General features: G+C 52.2%; 17 protein-coding genes and 1 tRNA gene. 7 read left to right on the top strand and 11 right to left on the bottom strand.

Going from position 1 to position 20575, the window contains the following annotated elements; all coding sequences use genetic code 11:
• Positions 1-69: 69 nt before the first annotated feature.
• The 4 genes from ACJJIE_RS18655 (at position 70) to ACJJIE_RS18640 (ending at position 4264) form a co-directional block, all read left to right on the top strand.
• The gene (locus ACJJIE_RS18655; protein ID WP_282930228.1) at positions 70-1263 is read left to right on the top strand and encodes a saccharopine dehydrogenase family protein; all 1194 of its coding nucleotides are present in this window, start codon (positions 70-72) and stop codon (positions 1261-1263) included.
• Positions 1264-1333: 70 nt separating this feature from the next.
• Entirely contained in the window at positions 1334-2527 is a 1194-nt protein-coding gene (gene nspC, locus ACJJIE_RS18650; protein ID WP_282930229.1) for a carboxynorspermidine decarboxylase, read from the top strand.
• 63 nt (positions 2528-2590) lie between these two features.
• Positions 2591-3463, top strand: a complete 873-nt coding sequence (gene speB / locus ACJJIE_RS18645; RefSeq protein WP_444892619.1) for an agmatinase — start codon at positions 2591-2593, stop codon at positions 3461-3463.
• Between the two features lie 111 nt (positions 3464-3574).
• Positions 3575-4264 carry a DUF6515 family protein gene (locus tag ACJJIE_RS18640; RefSeq protein WP_444892618.1) on the top strand — a complete coding sequence of 230 codons (690 nt, stop codon included), beginning with the start codon at positions 3575-3577 and terminating at the stop codon, positions 4262-4264.
• On the opposite strand, the gene ACJJIE_RS18635 is transcribed toward ACJJIE_RS18640, so the two are convergent.
• The 8 genes from ACJJIE_RS18635 to rpsF all read right to left on the bottom strand — a co-directional run bounded on the left by ACJJIE_RS18635 (position 4254) and on the right by rpsF (position 11507).
• The gene (locus tag ACJJIE_RS18635) at positions 4254-5339 is read right to left on the bottom strand and encodes a winged helix-turn-helix domain-containing protein (protein WP_282930233.1); all 1086 of its coding nucleotides are present in this window, start codon (positions 5337-5339) and stop codon (positions 4254-4256) included. The two genes, ACJJIE_RS18640 and ACJJIE_RS18635, sit on opposite strands and share 11 nt — an antisense overlap.
• A 552-nt stretch (positions 5340-5891) precedes the next feature.
• Complete coding sequence (gene csrA / locus ACJJIE_RS18630; RefSeq protein ID WP_282930234.1) at positions 5892-6080, bottom strand: carbon storage regulator CsrA; 189 nt, start codon at positions 6078-6080, stop codon at positions 5892-5894.
• A 664-nt stretch (positions 6081-6744) separates the two neighbouring features.
• On the bottom strand, positions 6745-7323 hold the full coding sequence (locus ACJJIE_RS18625) for a hypothetical protein (protein WP_444892617.1): 579 nt from the start codon (positions 7321-7323) through the stop codon (positions 6745-6747).
• A 576-nt stretch (positions 7324-7899) separates the two neighbouring features.
• Positions 7900-9342 carry a replicative DNA helicase gene (gene dnaB / locus ACJJIE_RS18620; protein WP_282930237.1) on the bottom strand — a complete coding sequence of 481 codons (1443 nt, stop codon included), beginning with the start codon at positions 9340-9342 and terminating at the stop codon, positions 7900-7902.
• A 109-nt stretch (positions 9343-9451) separates the two neighbouring features.
• Positions 9452-9898, bottom strand: a complete 447-nt coding sequence (rplI, locus tag ACJJIE_RS18615; RefSeq protein ID WP_282930238.1) for a 50S ribosomal protein L9 — start codon at positions 9896-9898, stop codon at positions 9452-9454.
• 36 nt (positions 9899-9934) lie between these two features.
• Positions 9935-10777, bottom strand: a complete 843-nt coding sequence (locus tag ACJJIE_RS18610) for a hypothetical protein (RefSeq protein ID WP_444892616.1) — start codon at positions 10775-10777, stop codon at positions 9935-9937.
• Between the two features lie 43 nt (positions 10778-10820).
• Positions 10821-11051 carry a 30S ribosomal protein S18 gene (gene rpsR, locus ACJJIE_RS18605; RefSeq protein WP_108731487.1) on the bottom strand — a complete coding sequence of 77 codons (231 nt, stop codon included), beginning with the start codon at positions 11049-11051 and terminating at the stop codon, positions 10821-10823.
• Between the two features lie 12 nt (positions 11052-11063).
• The gene (rpsF, locus tag ACJJIE_RS18600) at positions 11064-11507 is read right to left on the bottom strand and encodes a 30S ribosomal protein S6 (RefSeq protein WP_282930240.1); all 444 of its coding nucleotides are present in this window, start codon (positions 11505-11507) and stop codon (positions 11064-11066) included.
• Positions 11508-11814: 307 nt separating this feature from the next.
• On the opposite strand from rpsF, the gene ACJJIE_RS18595 reads away from it, so the two are divergent.
• Together ACJJIE_RS18595 and ACJJIE_RS18590 are read left to right on the top strand one after the other, a co-directional pair.
• On the top strand, positions 11815-12642 hold the full coding sequence (locus ACJJIE_RS18595; protein ID WP_282930241.1) for an alpha/beta fold hydrolase: 828 nt from the start codon (positions 11815-11817) through the stop codon (positions 12640-12642).
• 231 nt (positions 12643-12873) lie between these two features.
• Complete coding sequence (locus ACJJIE_RS18590; protein WP_282930242.1) at positions 12874-13680, top strand: isocitrate lyase/PEP mutase family protein; 807 nt, start codon at positions 12874-12876, stop codon at positions 13678-13680.
• A gap of 453 nt (positions 13681-14133) precedes the next feature.
• Here ACJJIE_RS18590 and ACJJIE_RS18585 read toward each other — a convergent pair whose 3' ends face one another.
• From ACJJIE_RS18585 to rnr, 3 genes are all read right to left on the bottom strand, one after another.
• Complete coding sequence (locus tag ACJJIE_RS18585) at positions 14134-16062, bottom strand: RCC1 domain-containing protein (RefSeq protein WP_444892615.1); 1929 nt, start codon at positions 16060-16062, stop codon at positions 14134-14136.
• 588 nt (positions 16063-16650) lie between these two features.
• Positions 16651-17406, bottom strand: coding sequence for a 23S rRNA (guanosine(2251)-2'-O)-methyltransferase RlmB (rlmB, locus tag ACJJIE_RS18580; RefSeq protein WP_282930244.1), 756 nt, complete (start codon positions 17404-17406; stop codon positions 16651-16653).
• Positions 17407-17418: 12 nt separating this feature from the next.
• Complete coding sequence (gene rnr, locus ACJJIE_RS18575; protein WP_444892614.1) at positions 17419-20157, bottom strand: ribonuclease R; 2739 nt, start codon at positions 20155-20157, stop codon at positions 17419-17421.
• 243 nt (positions 20158-20400) lie between these two features.
• Between rnr and ACJJIE_RS18570 the strand changes: the two genes are divergently transcribed.
• Positions 20401-20487, top strand: a tRNA-Leu gene (locus ACJJIE_RS18570).
• Positions 20488-20575 lie beyond the last annotated feature (88 nt).

Genomic DNA, 20575 nt, shown 5'->3' with positions numbered 1-20575 from the left:
TTGAATAATAAGGCGCCAGCGCCTTTGAAAAGATAGCGGCAGTAAAAGCCGCAGATTAAGGAGATCTTTATGGCCAACGTACTGATCATCGGCGCCGGCGGTGTCGGCCAGGTGGTTGCACACAAGTGCGCACAGGTTGCTGAAGTATTTGAAAATATCACCCTGGCAAGCCGCACCAAAAGCAAGTGCGACAAGATTGCCGCTATGCTGCCGCGCAAAATCGACACCGCTGAAGTAGATGCGGACAATGTGCCTGAATTGGTAAAGCTGATCGAGAAAGTGAAGCCGGACTTGGTCATCAACGTGGCCCTGCCCTACCAGGACCTGCACATTATGGATGCCTGTTTGGAAACCGGCGTGCACTACCTGGACACCGCCAACTACGAGCCGCCGGAAGAGGCCAAGTTCGAGTACAAATGGCAGTGGGCCTACCAGGAAAAGTTCGAGAAAGCCGGCCTGATGGCTCTGCTGGGCAGCGGTTTCGATCCCGGCGTCACCAGTGTATTTACTGCCTACGCCAAGAAGCACCACTTCGATCGTATCCACACCCTGGATATCCTCGACTGCAATGCCGGCGACCACGGCCTGCCGTTCGCCACCAACTTCAACCCGGAAATTAATATCCGCGAGATCACCGCCAACGGTCGCTACTGGGAAAATGGCCAGTGGGTTACCACCAAGCCGATGGAAGAAAAACGCGTATTCAACTTCCCCGAAGGCATTGGCGATAAGGATATCTACCTGCTGTACCACGAAGAGCTGGAATCCCTGTCCAAGCACTTCCCGGAAATTGAGCGCGCGCGTTTCTGGATGACCTTTGGCGAGAGTTACCTGAAGCACCTGGAAGTCCTGCAAAACGTCGGTATGACCGGCATTGAGCCAGTGGAATTCCAAGGCCAGCAAATTGTACCTATCCAGTTCCTTAAAGAGCTGCTGCCAGACCCCGCCAGCCTCGGCCCACTGACCAAAGGCAAGACCTGCATCGGCAACATTATCCGTGGCACCAAAGACGGCGAAGAGAAAATCTACTACGTCTACAACACCTGCGACCACCAGGACTGCTACAAAGAAGTTCAGTCCCAGGCGATCTCTTACACCACCGGTGTCCCGGCAATGATCGGTGCCAAGATGATGCTGGAAGGCAAGTGGATGAAACCCGGCGTGTGGAATATGGAACAGATGGACCCAGATCCCTTTATGGACGACCTGAACAAGTACGGCCTGCCCTGGCAGGAAACCTGGCTGGATAAACCTTTCCAGTAAGCCGTACTTTTCTCAGACCTCCGGGGTGGGCCCCAGCGCCCTCCCCAACGCACCAGGATATAACGCCCCCATGGACCTCACTCCCCGCGTTGACTACTTCGGACACTTTGATCCCTACCGCGTACCCTCACCCTGCTTCGTCGTGGATGAGATCGCCCTACGCGACAATTTGGCACTGCTCGCCGACGTACAAGAGCGCAGCGGCGCCAAGGTACTGGCAGCGCTCAAAGCCTTTTCCATGTTCAGCACTGGACCCATCGTGGCTGAATACCTTTCCGGCACCTGTGCCAGTGGCCTGCACGAAGCCAAGCTGGGTTACGAAGAGTACGGCGGTCGCGACAAAGGCAAGGAAGTCCATGTATTTAGTGCCGGTTACAAGGACGAGGAACTGCGCGAAATACTGCAATTCGCCCACCATGTGGTTTTTAACTCTTTTTCCCAGTGGAAGCGCTATCGGGAACTGTGCCTGGATATGCAGAAGCAGCGGCCAGAGCTAAGTTTCGGCTTGCGGATTAACCCGGAGCACTCCGAGGGCCACACCGATCTCTACGATCCCTGTGCCCCCTGCTCACGCCTGGGAATCGTGCGCTCGCTGTTTGAAAACGAGTCCCTTGAGGGCATTAGCGGCCTGCATTTCCACACTTTATGTGAGCAGGATTTCAAACCCCTGGAGCGCACTATCGCTGCGGTAGAGGAAAAGTTTGGCGACCTGATTCCGCAGATGGAGTGGATCAATTTTGGTGGTGGCCACCACATTACCCGCCGCGACTACCAGGTGGACGAACTAGTCGAAGCGGTGCGCAATTTTGCCGAAAAATACGATGTGCAGGTTTACCTGGAACCCGGCGAGGCAATTTCCCTTTTCGCCGGTATCCTTGTGGCCGAGGTAGTAGACATCACCTGGAATGGCGAAAACCAGGCCATCCTGGACGCCTCCGCCACCTGCCATATGCCCGATGTGCTGGAAATGCCCTACCGACCGGAAATTACCGGCGCCGCTCGCCCCGGTGACCTTCCCCATACCTATCGCCTGGGTGGGCAAAGTTGCCTCGCCGGCGATAGCATCGGCGAATACAGTTTCAGTCAACCATTGCGGATTGGCGAACGCCTGGTATTCGAGGAAATGGCCTATTACACCATGGTAAAAACCAATACCTTCAACGGTATCCCCCTACCCGCAATTGCCCTGTGGAACTCGGATACCGACGATTTGAAGATGATCAAAGCTTTCGGCTACGAGGATTTCAAGGAACGCCTCTCTTAAATAGTGCCGATAGAGATAGATGCGGCAGGCAATGAGTTCTTGCCTCCGCCAGAGGACCAGTAGATGTTGTCAGAAAACGAATACCCCATTTTTCTCGGCTCCGAGATCGAGCAGCCGAAGCCGGAAGACGCCCTCTTTCACATTATCCCCATCCCCTATGAAGAGACCGTCTCCTACGGCGGCGGCACCGGCAAGGGCCCAACTTCCATTCTGGAAGCCTCCTGGCAGCTGGAGACTTTCGACAATTTCTCCAATCCCTGCGATCTGGGCATTTACACTCGCTCACCGGTCTCGGTTTCCGGCCCCGCAGAACAGGTGATGGACAATATCGCGGCAGCCACCAAAGAGGTATTGGCACTGGGCAAGATGCCGGTGGGTATCGGCGGCGAACACTCCGTGACCTGGGGCATTATCAAGGGGCTACTGGACGCCGGTGAAACAGACTTTGGCGTAGTGCAAATCGATGCCCACGCCGACCTGCGCGATCGCTATGAAGGTCACAAACACAGCCACGCCAGCGTGATGCGTCTAGTGGTAGAAGCCGGTGTTCCCCTGTTCCAGCTGGGAATCCGCGCCTATTGCGAAGAGGAAGTACAGGCCCGCAAGGACCACAACGTAGGCTACCTGGATGCCCACCAACTGGTGCCCAACAACGTGCAGGAATTCCAGTTACCGGAGAATTTCCCCAAGAAAGTCTTCTTTACCCTGGATGTGGACGGTATGGACCCATCGGTCTTCCCTTCCACCGGCACCCCGGTACCCGGCGGTCTCGGCTGGTACCAGACCCTCAACTTATTCGAATCTGTTGCGCGACAAAGAGAGATAATTGGCTTCGATCTGCTGGAATTTGCGCCGATCGAGGGCTTTCACGCCTATGACTTTGCCGCCGCACAACTGATGTACAAATTGATGGGAATCATCCAGCGCAACCGCTGACTGCAGCTCCAGGCTCCGGCACTTTGACAATTCTTAACCAATTAACCTGTCTTTAATGTCAGTTTAAGAGTTAGTATGTCAAATGTGAGTAATCACTTCGCTGGAGAGACTGTGAATAAACTGAATGTCGTAATTGGCGCCAGTGCGTTCCTGGCACTGGCCGCTTTTGCCTTTAGCCCACCCGCCGATGCGCGCGGTTATGAGCGCGGGGGAGATCATCGCCACCACCACCGTGGTGGAGGTTATCGCGGACCACGTATTTCGATCGGATTCATTGCACCCGTTCTACCTGTGGGCCATGTGCGTGTCGCAGTCGGCGGACGCCCCTTTTACTACCATGGCGGACATTTCTACCGCCACGGCCCTCGTGGTTATGTGGTTGTCGCTGCCCCCCTGGGCGCCTCGGTAGTCACCCTGCCAACTAGTGCTGTGAGAGTCCAAGTAGGCGGAATTACTTATTACCAGTACGCCGATGCCTATTATCAATGGCACCCGGCTACGCGCACTTATGTTGTGGTAGCACCACCCGCAGTGGCTGTAGCTCCAGCACCCGTGGCCGTTGTTCCTGCGCCAGCGCCGGCTGTAGCAGTCCCCGTTGCAACGGCAGCAGCTCCCGCTACTGTGCCTGCAACCCCGGACCCTGGCCCCCAGGGCTTCCAGCCCGGACAAGTGGTGGAAACCTTACCCAAAGGCTACGCCGCTGAAATTATCAATGGCATCCAGTACTACCGCTATGGCGGCAATTACTTTATGCCGACCCAGCGCGATGGCCAGGAGGTCTACGTAGTCGTCAAGCTGTAAGCGCGGCTTCGCTTTGCAGCCCGTGAAAACGGGCAAACTGCCCCAGAGCCCGGTGGTAGCTCGCCTCTAGCGAGACACCGGGTTTCTTATTCCAGTGCAGGGCCTCTACCCTCAATACACCCGCATCCCGATCAGCCTTCAAGTCCACCTGCCCCACGAATTGGTCGCCATATAAAATCGGTAGGCAAAAATAGCCATAGCGGCGCTTGGCCGCCGGCACATAGCACTCCAATTGATATTCAAAATCAAACAACCGGCGCAGGCGTTTGCGCTGCAATATCAGCGGATCAAATGGGGATAACAGGCGCACTTTGCGAGATGGTCGTACCGGCTCCCAGTCCAGGTGCTCAGTGAGCATCAGCTCTTTTCCCCACTGCGTGAGTTCGCCGGTTGCCAGCATACGCTTAATTGCCAGCTGGATTAGGGGTTTGTCTTCCCGGCGCAAGTAAGCAATTTCCTCCGCTCGGCCAATCCCCTGGCACCCCAGAAAAGTGCGCACCAGATGGCTGCCGTACTCAATTTCCGAGGCGGCATTGGTCGGGATATTTGCCGGCAGTATCCGCTCCGGGAGATCAAAGACTTTTTGAAAGCCCTCCCGGTGGCTGACCATCAGCTCACCTTCATGAAACAACTGCTCCAGGGCTTTCTTCTCATCGGACCACTCCCACCATCCACTCTTGGTGCGCACAAAATCGCTGGCCCTCAGCGCGCCCTCCTCTCGCACACGATCGAGAACATAGCGGCACAACTTGGCATTCTTCTCAAACCAGTGGCGCTGACCCGCGCGGATACGATCCATACGCACCCGTGCATAGTGGTAATGGGCCATTGGCAGATAGGCGGCGGCGTGGGACCAATACTCGAATATTTCGCGACGTTGCTCCGCTTCAGCCAGGTGTGTCTCGCGGTAGCGGGGCAGGCGATTGTAGAGCTGGTGATGGTGGGCCCGGGTAATTCGCTGAATGGCATCCAACTGCAGGGCCCCCAGATGTTGTAACAACTGCGACAGCCCACCGCTCCAAGGGTTGTGGATAAATTGGCGCTGCAGCACCAGTGCGCGGATCTTTTGCTCCATTAGCAAAGTGCGGTTCCCCTTTACCGATGAACAGTAAATACTCTAAAACTCTCAAGGTATAAATTAAAGAGCCCCTGAATAACTCCGCAATATCCCTGCGGGTATTGCAGGCTACCGATGTTAGGCGCAACTCGCCGCAAATGGCTAGCCCTTTGCAAGAACTGCACTTTAGGGCTTGCAGAGACATCACGGAGGTGTGCAGAAATTTCCTGATTTAAAACAAATCGATAAACCTATATATATCCCGAATTCAGATGCCCATGCTTTCAACATATTTGAAGAAATTACTACTGGGGAGGAAGGAAAGAATACACTTCACTCGAGACACGCTGTGAATACATCCCTGTAAGCTCCTAATCGGCATCCATGCCTCATAGGGTCCCGAGCGCAGTGTATTATTTCCTTCTCCCTTTTTAGTAAATATAACCAGAAGTGAAAAGAAAGTGGCAGCAGCGGATGAGTCAAACCATTACCTTTTGTGCCGTGGGCTGCACGAAAACTGTAGATTAAACTTACCGCTGTGCCAGGCAGTCCATAGCCACAACTAGACTCTCAACAACTTCCATTCCTCTGTGTTACTTCCTTTCGGACACGTATATATATTTCTTCACGGTGCACGGGTAAGGATTTTGGAGCACGTATTCCTATCTTCACCTGATTACCCTTAACTTCCAATACGGTGACTGACACATTACTCCCTATCCTTAAGTTTTCACCTGTACGGCGCTTTAAGATCAACATAGTTATTGCCTACTGATACTCAAATCATGGGTAGCCCCTCCGTAATGGAAGGCCAAAAAATAATGTTTTAGGGAAATACGGGGTGGTGCGCGGGAACGGTAGGCGAAGAAGAAGAAAAGGCGGGCACTACGCTCCCAGAGCTTGGGGAATCGCTCCAAGCCGCTGAATGTTCTCCACTTTATTGAAGACGAGCGGGTTTCTAGCGTACTATGCATATAGCCATCTTGATAGGGTCTTTATCAATTTGGTCAGCTGGCCCCTGGTGTTCGCCCACCTTGGGTCAGCGCCTTTTACTTACTCTTACGTCACACTACCGTTCTCCTTTGAGGGGAGGGTTGTTGAGAAAACTCTTAGATATTTTGATTCTCTCGAATCCCTTTGGCCACCGGCCTTCAGAAAGCCACTAAATCACAGCCAAAATACCGATAAATATCTATCGATTCTACGCAGCTTTGATACTAAAACAAACTTAATAAAATCCAATAAGATAATTTTTGTGCCAATTTTTCATGTGCAACTATAAAAATTTATCTCACTACAAAATTGAAAATTAGAAATATAAGAACGAGCTTTTAAAAACAGCCGTAAGATAGTATATAAATTATTTATTGATGCTCCATGGCAGGCCGCTCCCGAGCTCTTAAGCTATATTGATAAGGCGAGACTATTTTGAATTGGCAGAAAGAAGAGCTGTACTAAAGCTCAAGCCTTCCAGATCGAATTCTTCGCAAAGATTTTTGAATTTTTCATTGCAAAAGCAAACTGAACACCCTTCCCAATAGCTCCTGAATAATAGCTTTTCCCTGGCCTCTTCACCAAATACTAACGATTTAATAGTCTGTGTGTCTGGCTCGCTATAGAAACTACGCGATAAATCTGGACTCAAATCAGTCAGGTTATTAAATAAGTAATAGTTATACCCTGAAACATTTAAAGGAAGAAATTCACCATAGTCATCCAGCATCAGGCGAAAGACAGCATGCGCCCTCTCTGAAAAAACAAGGTTGGGTCCCGACCAGATACAAATACTGGGGATCTTAACTGCCTCAGGAAATGCTGGTGAAGACTGGAAAACTGTTTTTATTGGCCCCCAATAGCCAGCTAGCTTCTTTTCCTTTATCCCCATATAGACAAAATCCATAATATGATCATCAGCATTTAGTTGATCAGCAATATCCTCCACATCAAGGGGTATCTCCTTGTATATTGCAGGATTGGTAGTTAACCTATAAATCTGTTTCATACCCTGTTCCAATCTATATTCTCAGGCTCTAAAATCTCCCTTGGATATCCACTGCCTTTTAGCTTTAAATCCTTTAAAGCTCTTAAAAAAAACCATCAACTAATGTGAGTTCCATATTCACAACGACCCCTGCTTCATAATTATATCCATATAATGGATTGTGGATGGGGCGGTCAGGGATTGACCAGGAAACGGCCTTAAAAAGGGAGGCTATTTCTTACCTATGATTATTTATAGATTTCCTGAAGAAAAAGAATACGCAGAGTACTACGCTGAACGCCCATCCCCCTTAATCCAGTAACGCGCAGAACAATCTTGAGCATCCATAGACTTAATTTAGCGGCACTGCTCCCTTTCAGCCGGGTGGGACTCGCGGCAAAGGGAGGCAATGGTAGAGCTGGTGGTGGACCCGGGTAATTCGTTGGAGGGGGCCCAGGTGTTGCACCAACCCCAACAGCCCTTCAGTCCAGGAGCTATGGATAAATTAGCGTTTTAGCACCAATCTTTTTTTTCGCATAACAAGAGGTGGCTCCCCTAGGTTCGGATATTCGACAGCCGCAAACCTAGCAGAAAGGCTTATTCGCCCTGGTAGTATTCCGGCGCCAGATTATCGAAGCGAGTGTATTTGCCCACAAAGGCTGCGCGGCAGGTGCCGATCTCACCGTTACGCTGCTTGCCGATAATCAACTCGGCCATCCCTTTATCCGGGCTGTCCTCGTTATAGTATTCATCGCGGTAGATAAACAGGATCACGTCAGCGTCCTGCTCGATCGCCCCGGATTCCCGCAGGTCCGAGTTCATCGGCCGTTTGTTGGGGCGCTGCTCTACTCCCCGGTTAAGCTGCGACAGGGCAATCACCGGGCACTCGTATTCTTTCGCCAGCGCCTTGAGAGAGCGGGAGATCTCGGAGATCTCCTGGGTGCGGCCCTCGGTAGACCCCTTCACCTGCATCAGCTGCAAGTAGTCCACCATAATCATGGCGGGCATACTCTTGGCCTCGGCGTCTTCGCGGCTTAACTTGGGATTCTCGCGCATCAATTTGTTGATGTGATCGCGCACTGTGCGCTTGGTACGGGCGCGCACCTCGCTGGGACTCAGTGCCGGCGTATCGTCGATATACAGGGACTTGCCTTTCATCTTCTGCACGGCGCTGGATAGCTTGGGCCAATCCTCTTCCTGCAGCTTGCCGTTCCTGATGCGCCCCTGGTCGATACGACCAATAGAGGACAACATCCGCATCACCAGGCTGTCCGAGGGCATCTCCATACTGAAGACCAGAGTCGGGCTCTCCTGGCAGAGCATGGCGCTCTCGATAAAGTTCAATGCCAGTGCGGTCTTACCCATGGAGGGACGCGCGGCGAGAATAACCAGTTCGCCCGGCTGCCAGCCGGAGGTGCGCTGGTCCAATTCGGTAAGACCGGTGCTGATACCGGTGATATCACCCTCGGTCTTGAACAGCTCATCGATGCGCTCGACAGTCTTTTTCAGCAGCGTATCCACGCCGACAAAGCCGCCCTCTTTGGCGCGCCCCTCGGCGATTTCCGCCACGCGGCGCTCGGCCATCTGCAGCAGGTCGGCGGAGGCAAGGCCGCCGGGATTAAAACTGGTGCGGCTGATCTCACCGGCAGCGGCGATCAGCTGGCGCAGCATGGAGCGCTCACGCACGATCTTGGCGTAGGCGACGATATTCGCTGCGGAGGGAGTGTTTTCGGCCAATTCCGCCAGGTAGGCAGGGCCACCCACTTCACCGAGTAGGTCGCGGCTGGCGAGGCCTTCGGCGAGGGTAACGATATCCAGGGGCTGTTCGCCATTACTCAGCTCACCCATAACCGCAAAGATCTTGCGGTGACTGGCGCTGAAGAAATCCTCTTCACTCAGCTGTTCGGCAACGGCATCAATACGGCCCGGGTCCAGCATCAGGCCGCCGAGCACAGACTGCTCCGCCTCTACCGAATGCGGCAGGGGTGAACTCTCTTCGCTGTGGATCTCTTCTTCAGGGGCGGCGTATTCGTCGATCATGGAACTTTACTGGATAGTAAAAACAAAACAGGCGCTGGACCCGATAGGGTGCAGCGCCCGATTGTAGCGCGGCTGGCGCCCGAAGCACCAACCGTTCGTCAACAAAACCTTACTCGGCTTCGATAACGACTTTAACTGCAGCAATTACGTCGGAGTGCAGCTGTACGTCTACGTCGTACTCGCCCACTTCGCGCAGCGCGCCTTCCGGCAGCTTAACTTCAGCTTTAGCTACTTCAACGCCACCAGCAGAGATCGCTTCAGCGATGTCGCGAGTGCCGATAGAACCGAACAGCTTGCCTTCGTCGCCAGCGTTAGCAGCGATGGTAACAACCAGGTCGGCCAGCTTGGTAGCGCGGCTCTCAGCTTCAGCCAGCTTAGCGGCAGCAGCGGCTTCCAGTTCAGCGCGCTTAGCTTCGAACTCAGCAATGTTAGCGGCGGTAGCAGCAATTGCCTTACCAGTCGGCAGCAGGAAATTGCGGCCAAAACCGGCTTTAACATCAACGCGGTCACCCACGTTGCCCAGTTTGCCTACTTTATCGAGCAGAATAACTTCCATCTCGGTTTCCTCAATTTCTGTATTGTGCGGGCGCGCTTATTTGGAAGAGCGTCCGCGAATATCTATCCAGCTATCTACCAGGGCCAGGCCGCAGAGGAAGCCCGCCAGGGGCAGCCCTCCAATCACCAGCATGATGTACATCGCCACCAGGGGACCTACCCCCCAACCGCGACTGGCAACCAACCAGTGGACCAGGGCAATACCAGCTACCACCATCGGGAACGCAATCACCGCTCCCCAAAATGCGTAGCCTGGGGTTACCAAGCTGACTACCCACAACAACATGCTTGTCGCTGACAGCCACAGGGGCAGGCGCAGCTGGTGGAACTCCTGGCGGAAACCGCCGGGGTTGTACAGCAGGGCCTGCCAGTAACGCCCCAGTACCAGAGCCAATGTGGCACTTATCGCCGAAATCAGGCTCAGGTAACCGGTAATTTGCAATTCACCCGCAAATATCTGCTTCAGTTCATCCATTGGAACAGTATTGGGCTGTTCCGCTGCATTCTCGACTGCCTGCAAGAACCCTTGCATCAGTCCTCCACTGAAGAGAGAGGTCAGCAATATGCCTGCTGCCGATACCGCCGTTACAGCCACCAGGCCAGTGGCCCAGGAGCGACTGCTGCGCAATGCCATGGCGCCGCAAAAAACTGCAACAAAATGGCCTGCGGATATACCAGTCACCAGTGGTGGTACATGACCACTCATACCCATAACGACAATCGGCAACAGAGCCCAGGCCAAAACCATCAGGCCGTCACTGCCGCCTCGACGCAAACTCACCAGAGCGAGAATTGCCGGGCTTATCAGCGGAATCCCCAACATGGTGAGGATTACCGCCCTGACGCGTCCGCGCATAATAAATTCAGCTACGGCGCGCATATCTAGATAGCTTCTCTATTAATGAGTCTAAGCAAACTGCGGCTTAGGCTTCGTGGCTGTCCGTGTACGGCAGCAGGGCCAGGTAGCGAGCGCGCTTGACCGCAGAGGCCAGCTGACGCTGATACTTGGCTTTGGTACCGGTAATACGGCTAGGAACAATTTTGCCAGTCTCGGAGATGTAGGCTTTCAGGGTATCGAGATCTTTGTAGTCGATACGCTTAACACCTTCAGCGGTGAAACGGCAGAACTTGCGACGACGGAAAAAACGTGCCATCTGATAATCCCCTTACTCTTCGCTTTCAGCGTTATCGGAAGAAGCTTCTGCAGCGTCGGAAGAAGCTTTCTCTTCTCCGGCGCGCTCGCGACGCTCGGTGCGCTCTGCACGGGCAGCTTTGCGCTCACGGCTTTCTTTTTCCGCTTTCATGATCGGGCTCTCTTCAGTGATCGCCTCGTCTTCACGAATTACCAGATTACGGATAACCGCATCGTTGTAACGGAAGTTGGTAGTCAGTTCCTCAAGGGCTTCTTCAGAACATTCTACGTTCATCAGAATGTAGTGAGCCTTGTGGATCTTGTTGATCGGGTAAGCCAGACGGCGACGGCCCCAGTCTTCCAGACGGTGAACCTGTCCACCGCTCTCCTTGATGGACGCAGTGTAGCGCTCCACCATGCCAGGTACCTGCTCGCTCTGGTCCGGGTGAACCAGGAATACAATTTCGTAATGACGCATTTTAGCTCCTTACGGGTTAATCAGCCTCTCGGACAGTCCGATGAGGCAAGGAGTACAACGGGCACGGATAAACCGGGCCCATTGCGGGCGGCGTATTCTAGGCAGTTGTGGGATTGGTTGCAAGTTGATCAATTAATTCAAGCCCAGTGCCTTCGCCCACCCAGTTGCAAGTTGATCAAGATGACCACCCTGCCACCTTTTTGATTTCCCTGATTTGGCGGATTGGGACACAGCACTGCGCGGTCTGGTCATGGGTTTGGCAAGCTGGCTTCGCCTATGATGCCGGACTGCTAACGGGAGAAGTACCATGCCCCAACAAACCCACCAATTAGAATTTGGCGCCTTCCAGGTACCAGTAACCACAGTACACAACGGCGAAGGCCCCCTGGTATTGGTACTTCCCGCGATGGGCGTACCGGCCAACCGCTACCGCCTGCTCTTGGAAGAATTGCAAAAGCTCGGTTACAGCACCGCTATCAGCGAACTGCCCGGCACCGGGGAGAGCCTGCCGCGCCCCCACCGAAATGCAGACTACGGTTACAACGATCTGGTGTTTTCATTTATCCCACAGTTAATCCAACTGCTGGAACAGCAATTCCCCCAGGGGCCAACACTGATTCTCGGCCACAGTATCGGCGGCCAAACCAGTACGCTGGCGGCCCGCGCCGGCCTCACCGGTAACGCCAAGGTTGTCAGTATCGCCTCCGGCCATGTGGACCACCGCAGCTGGAGTGGCCTGCACAAGTACGCCATCCTGCTCTTCGCCTCAATTGCCAGTGTGACCTCAAGCCTGCTGGGTTATTTCCCCGGTGCGCGCATGGGATTCGGCTGGCGCGAAGCCCGCAGACTGATGAAAGACTGGGCACGATCCATATTTAGCGGCCGCTTTGCACCGGAGGATCGCTTTGGGCAAATGGAAAAGACAAGCCAGCCCACCCTGCATATTGCGCTGGACGGCGACCCCTTCGCCCCTATCCAGGCCGCCCGCAAATTAGCGGCAATCGTCGGCGGTGAAACCCGGGAGATGCAACCTACCTACCCCAAAGGCAATCCTCACCTCAGCTGGATCAAGAATCCCGCCCCCGTAGTTGAGGCGGTACAGCAGTGGCTACATAAAGATCCCGCTCTCAACTGATTTTCCTTTTTTCCTTTTTCTGTCTCTTTCCTACATGGCTAAGAAAGTAATTCACAGCTTTCTCGGCCATGCATTAATAACACTTGTCTGCTCCCCCCTCTCCCACATCGCAACCAACAACCTTAATTGCCCTTCCAGTTTTCACGGTTCAGTTCCGATTGTGGCCAGTGAACCAATCTCTTGAGCGGTAAATTCACTACTCAAACAACATCGCTCAAGTAGGTTATCCCCATGAACAACAGCCCATTCAATACCTTCATCAAGTTGCACCAAACTGACTCCCCATTGATCCTGCCAAATGCGTGGGATGCTGCCAGCGCTTTAATCTGCCAAAACACAGGCGTCCAAGCAGTGGGCACCAGCAGTGCCGCCGTCGCCTGGTCGCTGGGTTATGCCGACGGCGGTACCCTGCCAGTTGAGGAACACTTAAGCGCTATCGCACGAATTGCCCGGGTAACCTCTTTACCTCTGAGTGTGGATATTGAAGGTGGATATTCCCAAAATCCCAAACAGGTAGCTGAGCTGGCCTGTAACATGGTTGCGCTGGGCGTTGCAGGCATCAATATTGAAGATGGTAATGACACCCCCGAATCTCTTGGCGAAAAAATCAGCGCTATTCGCCAAGCGCTTAACGGCCGCCCGCTTTTTATTAATGCCCGTACCGATGTTTATCTCAATGCACTCGCCAGCGGTGATAAAGCGGTAAATATGTGTGCAGAGAGGTTAGAGCTTTATCAGAGTGCCGGTGCTGACTGCGGCTTTGTGCCTGGGCTCTCTTCCATTGAGGAGGCAAGGAGTTTGGCAGCGGGTATCGACCTGCCAATCAATATTATGCTGCTTCCGGATATGGCCCCTCTATCGGATTTTTCTGCCGCAGGTATAAAACGTTTTAGTACCGGACCGGCTTTATTCCAGTCTGTCTACGGGCACTTAAGCGAATCATTAAAGCCGCTGACAGTGGTTAAAAGTGATAACGGTTTGTTTGGCAATGCGCTGGACTACGGTACATTGAATTCTGCATTTGTTGAGAGTATTTAGAGAGAAGCTTATAGCCAGGGTATATCAGTTTATGGCTTTTAGCTATTTACGGGGATTCTTTAGCTAACCTTCTGCACAAAACAAAAAGATAAAATAAGAAAGGGTCAGAAGAAAATATTGGGGGTATATGATTCTAATAGCGGACTGGAACAGAAATCCCAATAAAAGATCCATCAGAAAACTGCTGTCACGCAAATAGCTATTACCGGGATACCCCACTAAAAATATGAAGTAATCTTTTGAGCTGCAAATAAAATATTATTTGTACGAGGTATATTTAGCAAAGCAGATGGATGCTAGACAGCTAATATATTTATCTTGGCAAGCCGACAATCAATAGCTACCTGATTGTCGGCTTAAGGCATACCAGTCTGTAATATCCACCAGATCAACCGGCAGCATTACCATCAGAAGTCAGTAAACCGCTCCCAATTCCAGCAATATAATTTCTATTTAATAGAAATCAATCTCACTGCTGTCGCCAGCCCCTGTTTCATCGCCCCAAGTCACCACAGACTTGTCATCTTTTATTGCTGCAAAGGATGAATAATTGGTAAAAACCTCCAACACCCCACTCTCTAATTGATCACTGACACTGCTAGTATCAGTATAGTCACTGAGCCCCCAACTAATTACCGATCCATCAGCTTTTAGCGCGGCAAAACCCACATTACTCGCACCACTATAGGGATAAATCATTGCCACATCTCCAGTTAACTCAGCACTAACCTCGCTGCTATCGCCACCCCGGTCAGAAGAACCCCAGGTAACGACCGAACCATCTGATTTTAAAGCGGCATAAGCATAATTAGCAGTAAAGAGAGTTTCGACATCGCTCGCAATCTGATCACTCACTTCACTACTATCGCCACCATAGCCAGAACCACCCCAGGTAACCACCGAGCCATCTGATTTAAGGGCTGCTATAGCTCCGGCAGTTGCAAATACATCAACAACACCGCTGGAGAGTTCTGTGCTCACAGTACTGCTATCGCCACCATAGCCAGATGCACCCCAGGTAACGACCGAACCATCTGACTTAAGTGCGGCAAAGGAAACTTCCGATGCAAAGATAGTTTCGACTTCACTGGAGAGTTCCGCGCTAACGGCACTGCTATCACCACCGAGATCCTCGTCCCCCCAGGTTACAACAGAGCCATCTGACTTAAGTGCGGCAAAAGCATATCTATTCGGAAAGACAGTCACTACATCACTGGAGATTTCTGCACTAACGTCGGTGCTATCACCACCTTCATCTTCGTCTCCCCAGGTCACTACAGAACCATCAGATTTCAGTGCAGCAAAAGCATCTTTGCTTGAGACAATAGCCACTACATCACTGGAGATTTCCGTGCTAACGTCACTGCTATCGCCACCGACAGTTGCGCTTCCCCAGGTTATTACGGAACCATCGGATTTCAGCGCTGCAAATGCATATTCTGATGAATAAATATTAACAACATTATCAGCTAGGTCCGCACTCACAGAGCTGCTGTCTCCACCATAATCAGCAACTCCCCAGGTAACAACAGAACCATCAGATTTTAATGCCGCGAAAGCAGAATTCGCAGAAAAAATCTCAATAACATCTCCGGTTAAGTTGCCACTAACCTCACTAAAGCTGACATAATCATCATCTTCATCATCGGGCCATGACACAACCGAGCCATTATTTTTTAATGCCGCAAACTTATACCGGGACGAAAAAATTTCACGCACATAGACAAGGTGTTCAATTTCCATATCCGCCGTTTCACCGCTAAAGGAGGCGGTCAAGGTAGCTGAGCCACTCTCCAGTGCGGTGATAAGGCCAGCCTCTACCGTCGCCAAGTTGGTATCGCTTATCGACCACTCCGCTTCTTCTGTAACATCTTCTGAGGAGTCATCGTCATAGTAAGCGGTGAGATAATATTGATCAAAATTTGAGGTATCCCTGTCCAGCTGTACGCTTTCAAGGATAGGGGCCAACTCAACATCCACCTCAGTATCCACCCCTTCATAGGAGGCATACAGAGTAAATGACCCACTATGTAGCGGGGTGAGCAGCCCGGCATCCACCGTTGCCAGGTCAGTGTCACTCACGGACCAATCCGCATCACCCGTAACATCAACGGAAGAGTCATCACTGTAGTAAGCCGTTAAAAAATACTGGTATTCATTCGAGCTATCTTGTTCCAGCCCAATACTTTCCAATGTAACGGTTTCTGTGGTGCCGTTACCGCCACTACTGCTTCCGCCACCACCACAAGCACTGAGTAGACCAACCGTGAGCGTTAGTATTCCCAGGCGTAAAATGTGCAAAATGTGCAAAATGTGCAAATGCCAAGACTGATATTGGCCTTTAATTCCATTCATATAAACCCCCTCCAATAAAGCCGTCATAATAAAAAGCCAAGTGCCATATAGCAATTAAAATGGCTTTCGAATTGCAAATATTTCGACTCACTCCAACTATATAAGCATCATAAAAATCAAAACATTAAAGGATAAAGCCCTACCTTTATATTTGAATAAATACGAACAAGATATACAGATACAGGAGTACCACTTAAGGCACTCAACCCCAATACCCTGGAGGTTTCCACTTACTATTGCGATTAAAAAACAATTTTTTAACCTGCATTTAGATCTATATTTTTATTGGAAAGCTTAAGCTGCGGTAAATTAGAGATAATTAAATACGGGCATTTAAAAATTAAGCTCCGCCTTCCCCAAGAGGAATTTCACGAAAACAATATCGCTGTATAAAACTGGCAATCCGCCGATTATTATTTATCAAAAAATATAACCATGGCGAATCTAAAACCGCTAAGTATATCCGTAAAGCACGGCAACTGCCGCTAACCTATGGTTACGTTAATGAAGTCAAGGTATAAGTTTTGTAAACGAGTCTCTGAATAGTTCGGTAAGGCCTCTGGCTTTCAGAGGCCCCATAAACTTTCCTCAGTCCGCACATCTCATACAGGCTACTTAGCCGTTGCGCTGACGCACAGCCTCGAACAGGCAAACACCCGTGGCAACAGAAACATTCAAGCTGCTGACCTCTCCCGCCATAGGAATTTTAATCAGGTGATCGCAGTGTTCCCGGGTTAAGCGCCGCAAGCCGCTGCCCTCGGCACCCATAACCAGCGCCAGGGGGCCGGTTAATTGGCTTTGGTATACATCCTGTGTCGCCTCACCGGCTGCACCATATATCCACACTCCCGCCTGCTGCAGCTGCTGCAGTGCGCGAGCCAGGTTAGTCACGGTAACAAAGGGTAATACTTCGGCAGCGCCGCAGGCCACCTTGCGGGCTGTTGGTGTCAGCCCGGCGGATTTATCTTTCGGCGCAATCACCGCATGTACTCCGGCAGCCTCTGCCGAGCGCAGGCAGGCACCCAGGTTGTGGGGATCAGTCACTCCATCCAGCACTAATAAGAAAGGTGCTTCCCCCCGCTGATCCAGTTTTTTCAGCAGGTCGAACAGGAATTTTTCATCGTGTACCTTTGTTTTGCCAGAACAGATAGCAACGACACCCTGGTGATTAGCGCCATCCTCTACTTTGTCATCCAGCGCTCGCCGGTCAATAAAGCGCACGGCAATATCATTTTTTTCTGCCTGCTGAATTATTTTTTGCAGGCGCTGGTCCTTGCGTCCACGCAGTAGCAGAAGCTCCGATACATTCTGCGGAGAACCTTTTAGGAGGGCCTGCACCGCGTGCAGGCCATAGATAACTTCCTGACTCAATTTATTCCTCGATCACTTTTTCTTTTTACTGCTAGAAGAAACCTTTTTCTTCTTTTTTAACTTACCCGAACGGGTTTTGGCGTTTTCAGCCTTTTGCGCGGCTTTACGGGCAGCCACTGCAGGCCGCTTTCCGCCTTTGCGTGTCGGGGTACGCTTTTTAATCTTGCGTTTGGGCTGGGCATCTTCGCTTTGCCCGCCTTCACCTCGCCTATTGAGCGGCTCTTTTTCCGGTTTTGCTACAGGGGCTTCAACACTGGCCTCTACTGGCACAGCCTCATCTGATCCCACCTTGCGCTTGCGGAAAGGCGAGGACTTGGCTGTGGTTTCGGTATGCTTGGCCCAGGGGTTAGCACTGGTATTGCTGGGTTTTTCTTTTTTATCGCGGCCCCGGCGCTCGCGTTCCAACTGATGTTCTACTGCCATTTCCATAGCGCGGGCACTCACCCGCGTACTCTCTTTCTTTTTCTTCGACTCACGCTTTGCGCGTGGGACCAGTTCATTCAAGGTGAAATCCACCTTGCGCTCTTCGAGATCCACCCGTGCAACCTGCACGGTGACAGAATCACCCAAATGGTAACGCTTGCCACTGCGCTCCCCGATAAGACGCTGGTGCGCCTGCTCAAAACGATAATAGTCTTTGGGCAGGGCAGTGACATGAATCAGGCCCTCCACGTAGAGTTCATCCAACTCCACAAATAACCCAAAGCCGGTTACCGCACTGATAACACCGGAATAGGTTTCGCCCACATGGTCCTGCAGGTATTCACATTTTAGCCAGCTAAGCACATCCCGGGTCGCATCATCGGCGCGCCGCTCGGTCAGCGAACACTGCTCCCCAAGTTGCAACATGGCCGGCATGTCGTAGGGTAAAATCTGCTCACGAGCTATCGGCTTGGCACCGGGCACAGAGTGAACTTTTTTTGCCACCGCAGCTTGATTGGCGCTGCCGTTGCGTATCAACCAGCGCAGCGCCCGGTGCAGGAGCAAATCCGGATAGCGGCGAATCGGGGAGGTGAAATGGGCATAGGCCGGGTAATCCAAACCGAAGTGTCCGCGATTCTCCGGCTGGTAAACCGCCTGGTTCATAGAACGCAGCAGCATCACCTGAATAATATGCGCATCTGCACGGCCCTCAATCTGCTCCATCAGGTCCTGGAAGTCTTTGGGCTGGGGCTCACCACCACCGGGAAGGCGCAATCCCAATTCACCCAGGTATTCGCGCAAATTACTGAGTTTTTCCTCTTTGGGCGCATCGTGTACCCGGTAGAGTGCGGGCAGTTCCGATAGCTCCATCAGACTCGCCGCGCTGACATTGGCCGCGAGCATACACTCTTCGATCAGCTTGTGAGCATCGTTGCGCACCACCGGAATAATCCGCTCAATTTTTCGTTGGGCGTCAAATATTATCCGGGTCTCAGTCGTCTCAAAATCAATAGCACCCCGGCGCTCCCGCGCTTGGCGCAACGCCAGGTAGAGGTCGTGGAGATTGTCCAGGTGTGGGGTGAGGGTCGCAAATTGCTTGCGGGCACCACTGTCGCGGTTATCCCGCTCATCGAGTATTTGCCCTACCTGGGTATAAGTCAGGCGCGCGTGGCTGCGCATAACCGCCTCAAAGAAACGGTAATCCTGAATTTCACCGCTTCGGGTGATGTGCATTTCGCAGACCATACACAGCCGATCGACATCGGGGTTCAGGGAGCAAAGGCCGTTGGACAATTTCTCCGGCAGCATGGGTACAACGAAATCCGGAAAATAAACCGAGTTTCCACGGCCGTGCGCTTCCTCATCCAGCGCACTACCCGGACGTACATAGTGGGAAACGTCGGCAATGGCCACCAGCAATTTCCAATTGCCATCGGGTAAAAGTTCACAGTAGACCGCATCATCAAAATCCCGCGCGTCTTCACCATCGATAGTAACCAATGGTAACTGGCGAAGATCCACCCGGGATTTCTTGTGGTCCTCAAGCACTTCATCGGCAATTTCATTGACCTCGGCCGTCAGTGCACTGGGCCAGGTGTGGGGAATTCCGTAATTGCGAATCGCAACGTCAATCTCCATACCCGGGGCAAGGTGGTCACCGAGAACTTCGCTAACCTCACCTTGCGGCACTTTATCCCGGCCCGGTTGGGTAACAATTTTTACTACGACATACTGGCCGTGATCGGCTCCGGCGGTATCCTCAGAGGCCACCATAATATCCAGGTTAATACGGGGATTGTCCGGGCGCACAAAACAAATACCATTTTCCCGGTACAGACGCCCAGCCAGCTGCTCGGTATTGTGCTTGATCACCCGAACAACAGCGCCCTCGCGTTTACCGCGAAAACCTCCGGGCGTTTCCCGCACTAATACTTCGTCACCATCAAAGACTTTGCGCATCTGTCGGTGGGATAAAAAAAGATCGGTGCCGCCATCGCTGGGGATAACAAAACCAAAACCGTCCCGGTGCCCCATAACCCGGCCGCGTATCAGGCTCATTTTATCCAGAACACCAAAATCACCGGCACGGTTGCTGGCAATCTGCCCATCCCGGGACATGGCGATCAAACGGCGCCGCACCCCTTCGCGGCGATCCTCATCGGTTATTTCCAGTAAATCGGCCACCGCTTCCCAGGGCACAGGTTCCGCCTGCTTCTCAAGGACTTGTAACAAGTACTCCCGACTGGGCACGGGCTTTTCATATTTCTCTGCCTCGCGCTGGGCATGAGGGTCAATATTGAAGGGGTCTGAGGTATTTTTTTGAGTCAAAACAGCATCCGTTGTTGGGCAGTTGCCAGGGTTGGCAACCTCCGGAGATTATCCGGCCATAAAGAAAGGCGGCGCCGATGGTGGATTCCTGGTCAATAATTCGCCGCTATTGCACGCATTATAAGCGATTTCGCCGATTTTCCCGACCCAAGAAAAAAATGTTGAAAAAAGCGCAACGCAGCCGTTGACACAGGGGGGGCAGATCTCTATAGTTCGCGTCCTCAACGGAGCACACGTTGAATTGCCCAGGTGGCGGAATTGGTAGACGCGCTAGCTTCAGGTGCTAGTGACCTTACGGTCGTGGAGGTTCAAGTCCTCTCCTGGGCACCAATTCCAAAAAGGCTGACTCGCAAGAGTCGGCCTTTTTTCGTTTGGGCGATTAATTTTCCGGCCTTCACTTTTAGCTCTCTCCTTCTCA

Source organism: Microbulbifer maximicatervae (SeqCode) (genome assembly GCF_052467325.1).
This window is presented reverse-complemented; position numbering and strand designations above follow the sequence as displayed.

Coding starts and splice junctions, on each gene's coding strand:
- ACJJIE_RS18655 (WP_282930228.1), top strand. CDS start 70: ATGGCCAACGTACTGATCATCGGCGCCGGCGGTGTCGGCCAGGTGGTT.
- nspC (WP_282930229.1), top strand. CDS start 1,334: ATGGACCTCACTCCCCGCGTTGACTACTTCGGACACTTTGATCCCTAC.
- speB (WP_444892619.1), top strand. CDS start 2,591: ATGTTGTCAGAAAACGAATACCCCATTTTTCTCGGCTCCGAGATCGAG.
- ACJJIE_RS18635 (WP_282930233.1), bottom strand. CDS start 5,339: ATGGAGCAAAAGATCCGCGCACTGGTGCTGCAGCGCCAATTTATCCAC.
- csrA (WP_282930234.1), bottom strand. CDS start 6,080: ATGTTGATCTTAAAGCGCCGTACAGGTGAAAACTTAAGGATAGGGAGT.
- ACJJIE_RS18625 (WP_444892617.1), bottom strand. CDS start 7,323: ATGAAACAGATTTATAGGTTAACTACCAATCCTGCAATATACAAGGAG.
- dnaB (WP_282930237.1), bottom strand. CDS start 9,342: ATGATCGACGAATACGCCGCCCCTGAAGAAGAGATCCACAGCGAAGAG.
- rplI (WP_282930238.1), bottom strand. CDS start 9,898: ATGGAAGTTATTCTGCTCGATAAAGTAGGCAAACTGGGCAACGTGGGT.
- ACJJIE_RS18610 (WP_444892616.1), bottom strand. CDS start 10,777: ATGCGCGCCGTAGCTGAATTTATTATGCGCGGACGCGTCAGGGCGGTA.
- rpsR (WP_108731487.1), bottom strand. CDS start 11,051: ATGGCACGTTTTTTCCGTCGTCGCAAGTTCTGCCGTTTCACCGCTGAA.
- rpsF (WP_282930240.1), bottom strand. CDS start 11,507: ATGCGTCATTACGAAATTGTATTCCTGGTTCACCCGGACCAGAGCGAG.
- ACJJIE_RS18595 (WP_282930241.1), top strand. CDS start 11,815: ATGCCCCAACAAACCCACCAATTAGAATTTGGCGCCTTCCAGGTACCA.
- ACJJIE_RS18590 (WP_282930242.1), top strand. CDS start 12,874: ATGAACAACAGCCCATTCAATACCTTCATCAAGTTGCACCAAACTGAC.
- ACJJIE_RS18585 (WP_444892615.1), bottom strand. CDS start 16,062: ATGACGGCTTTATTGGAGGGGGTTTATATGAATGGAATTAAAGGCCAA.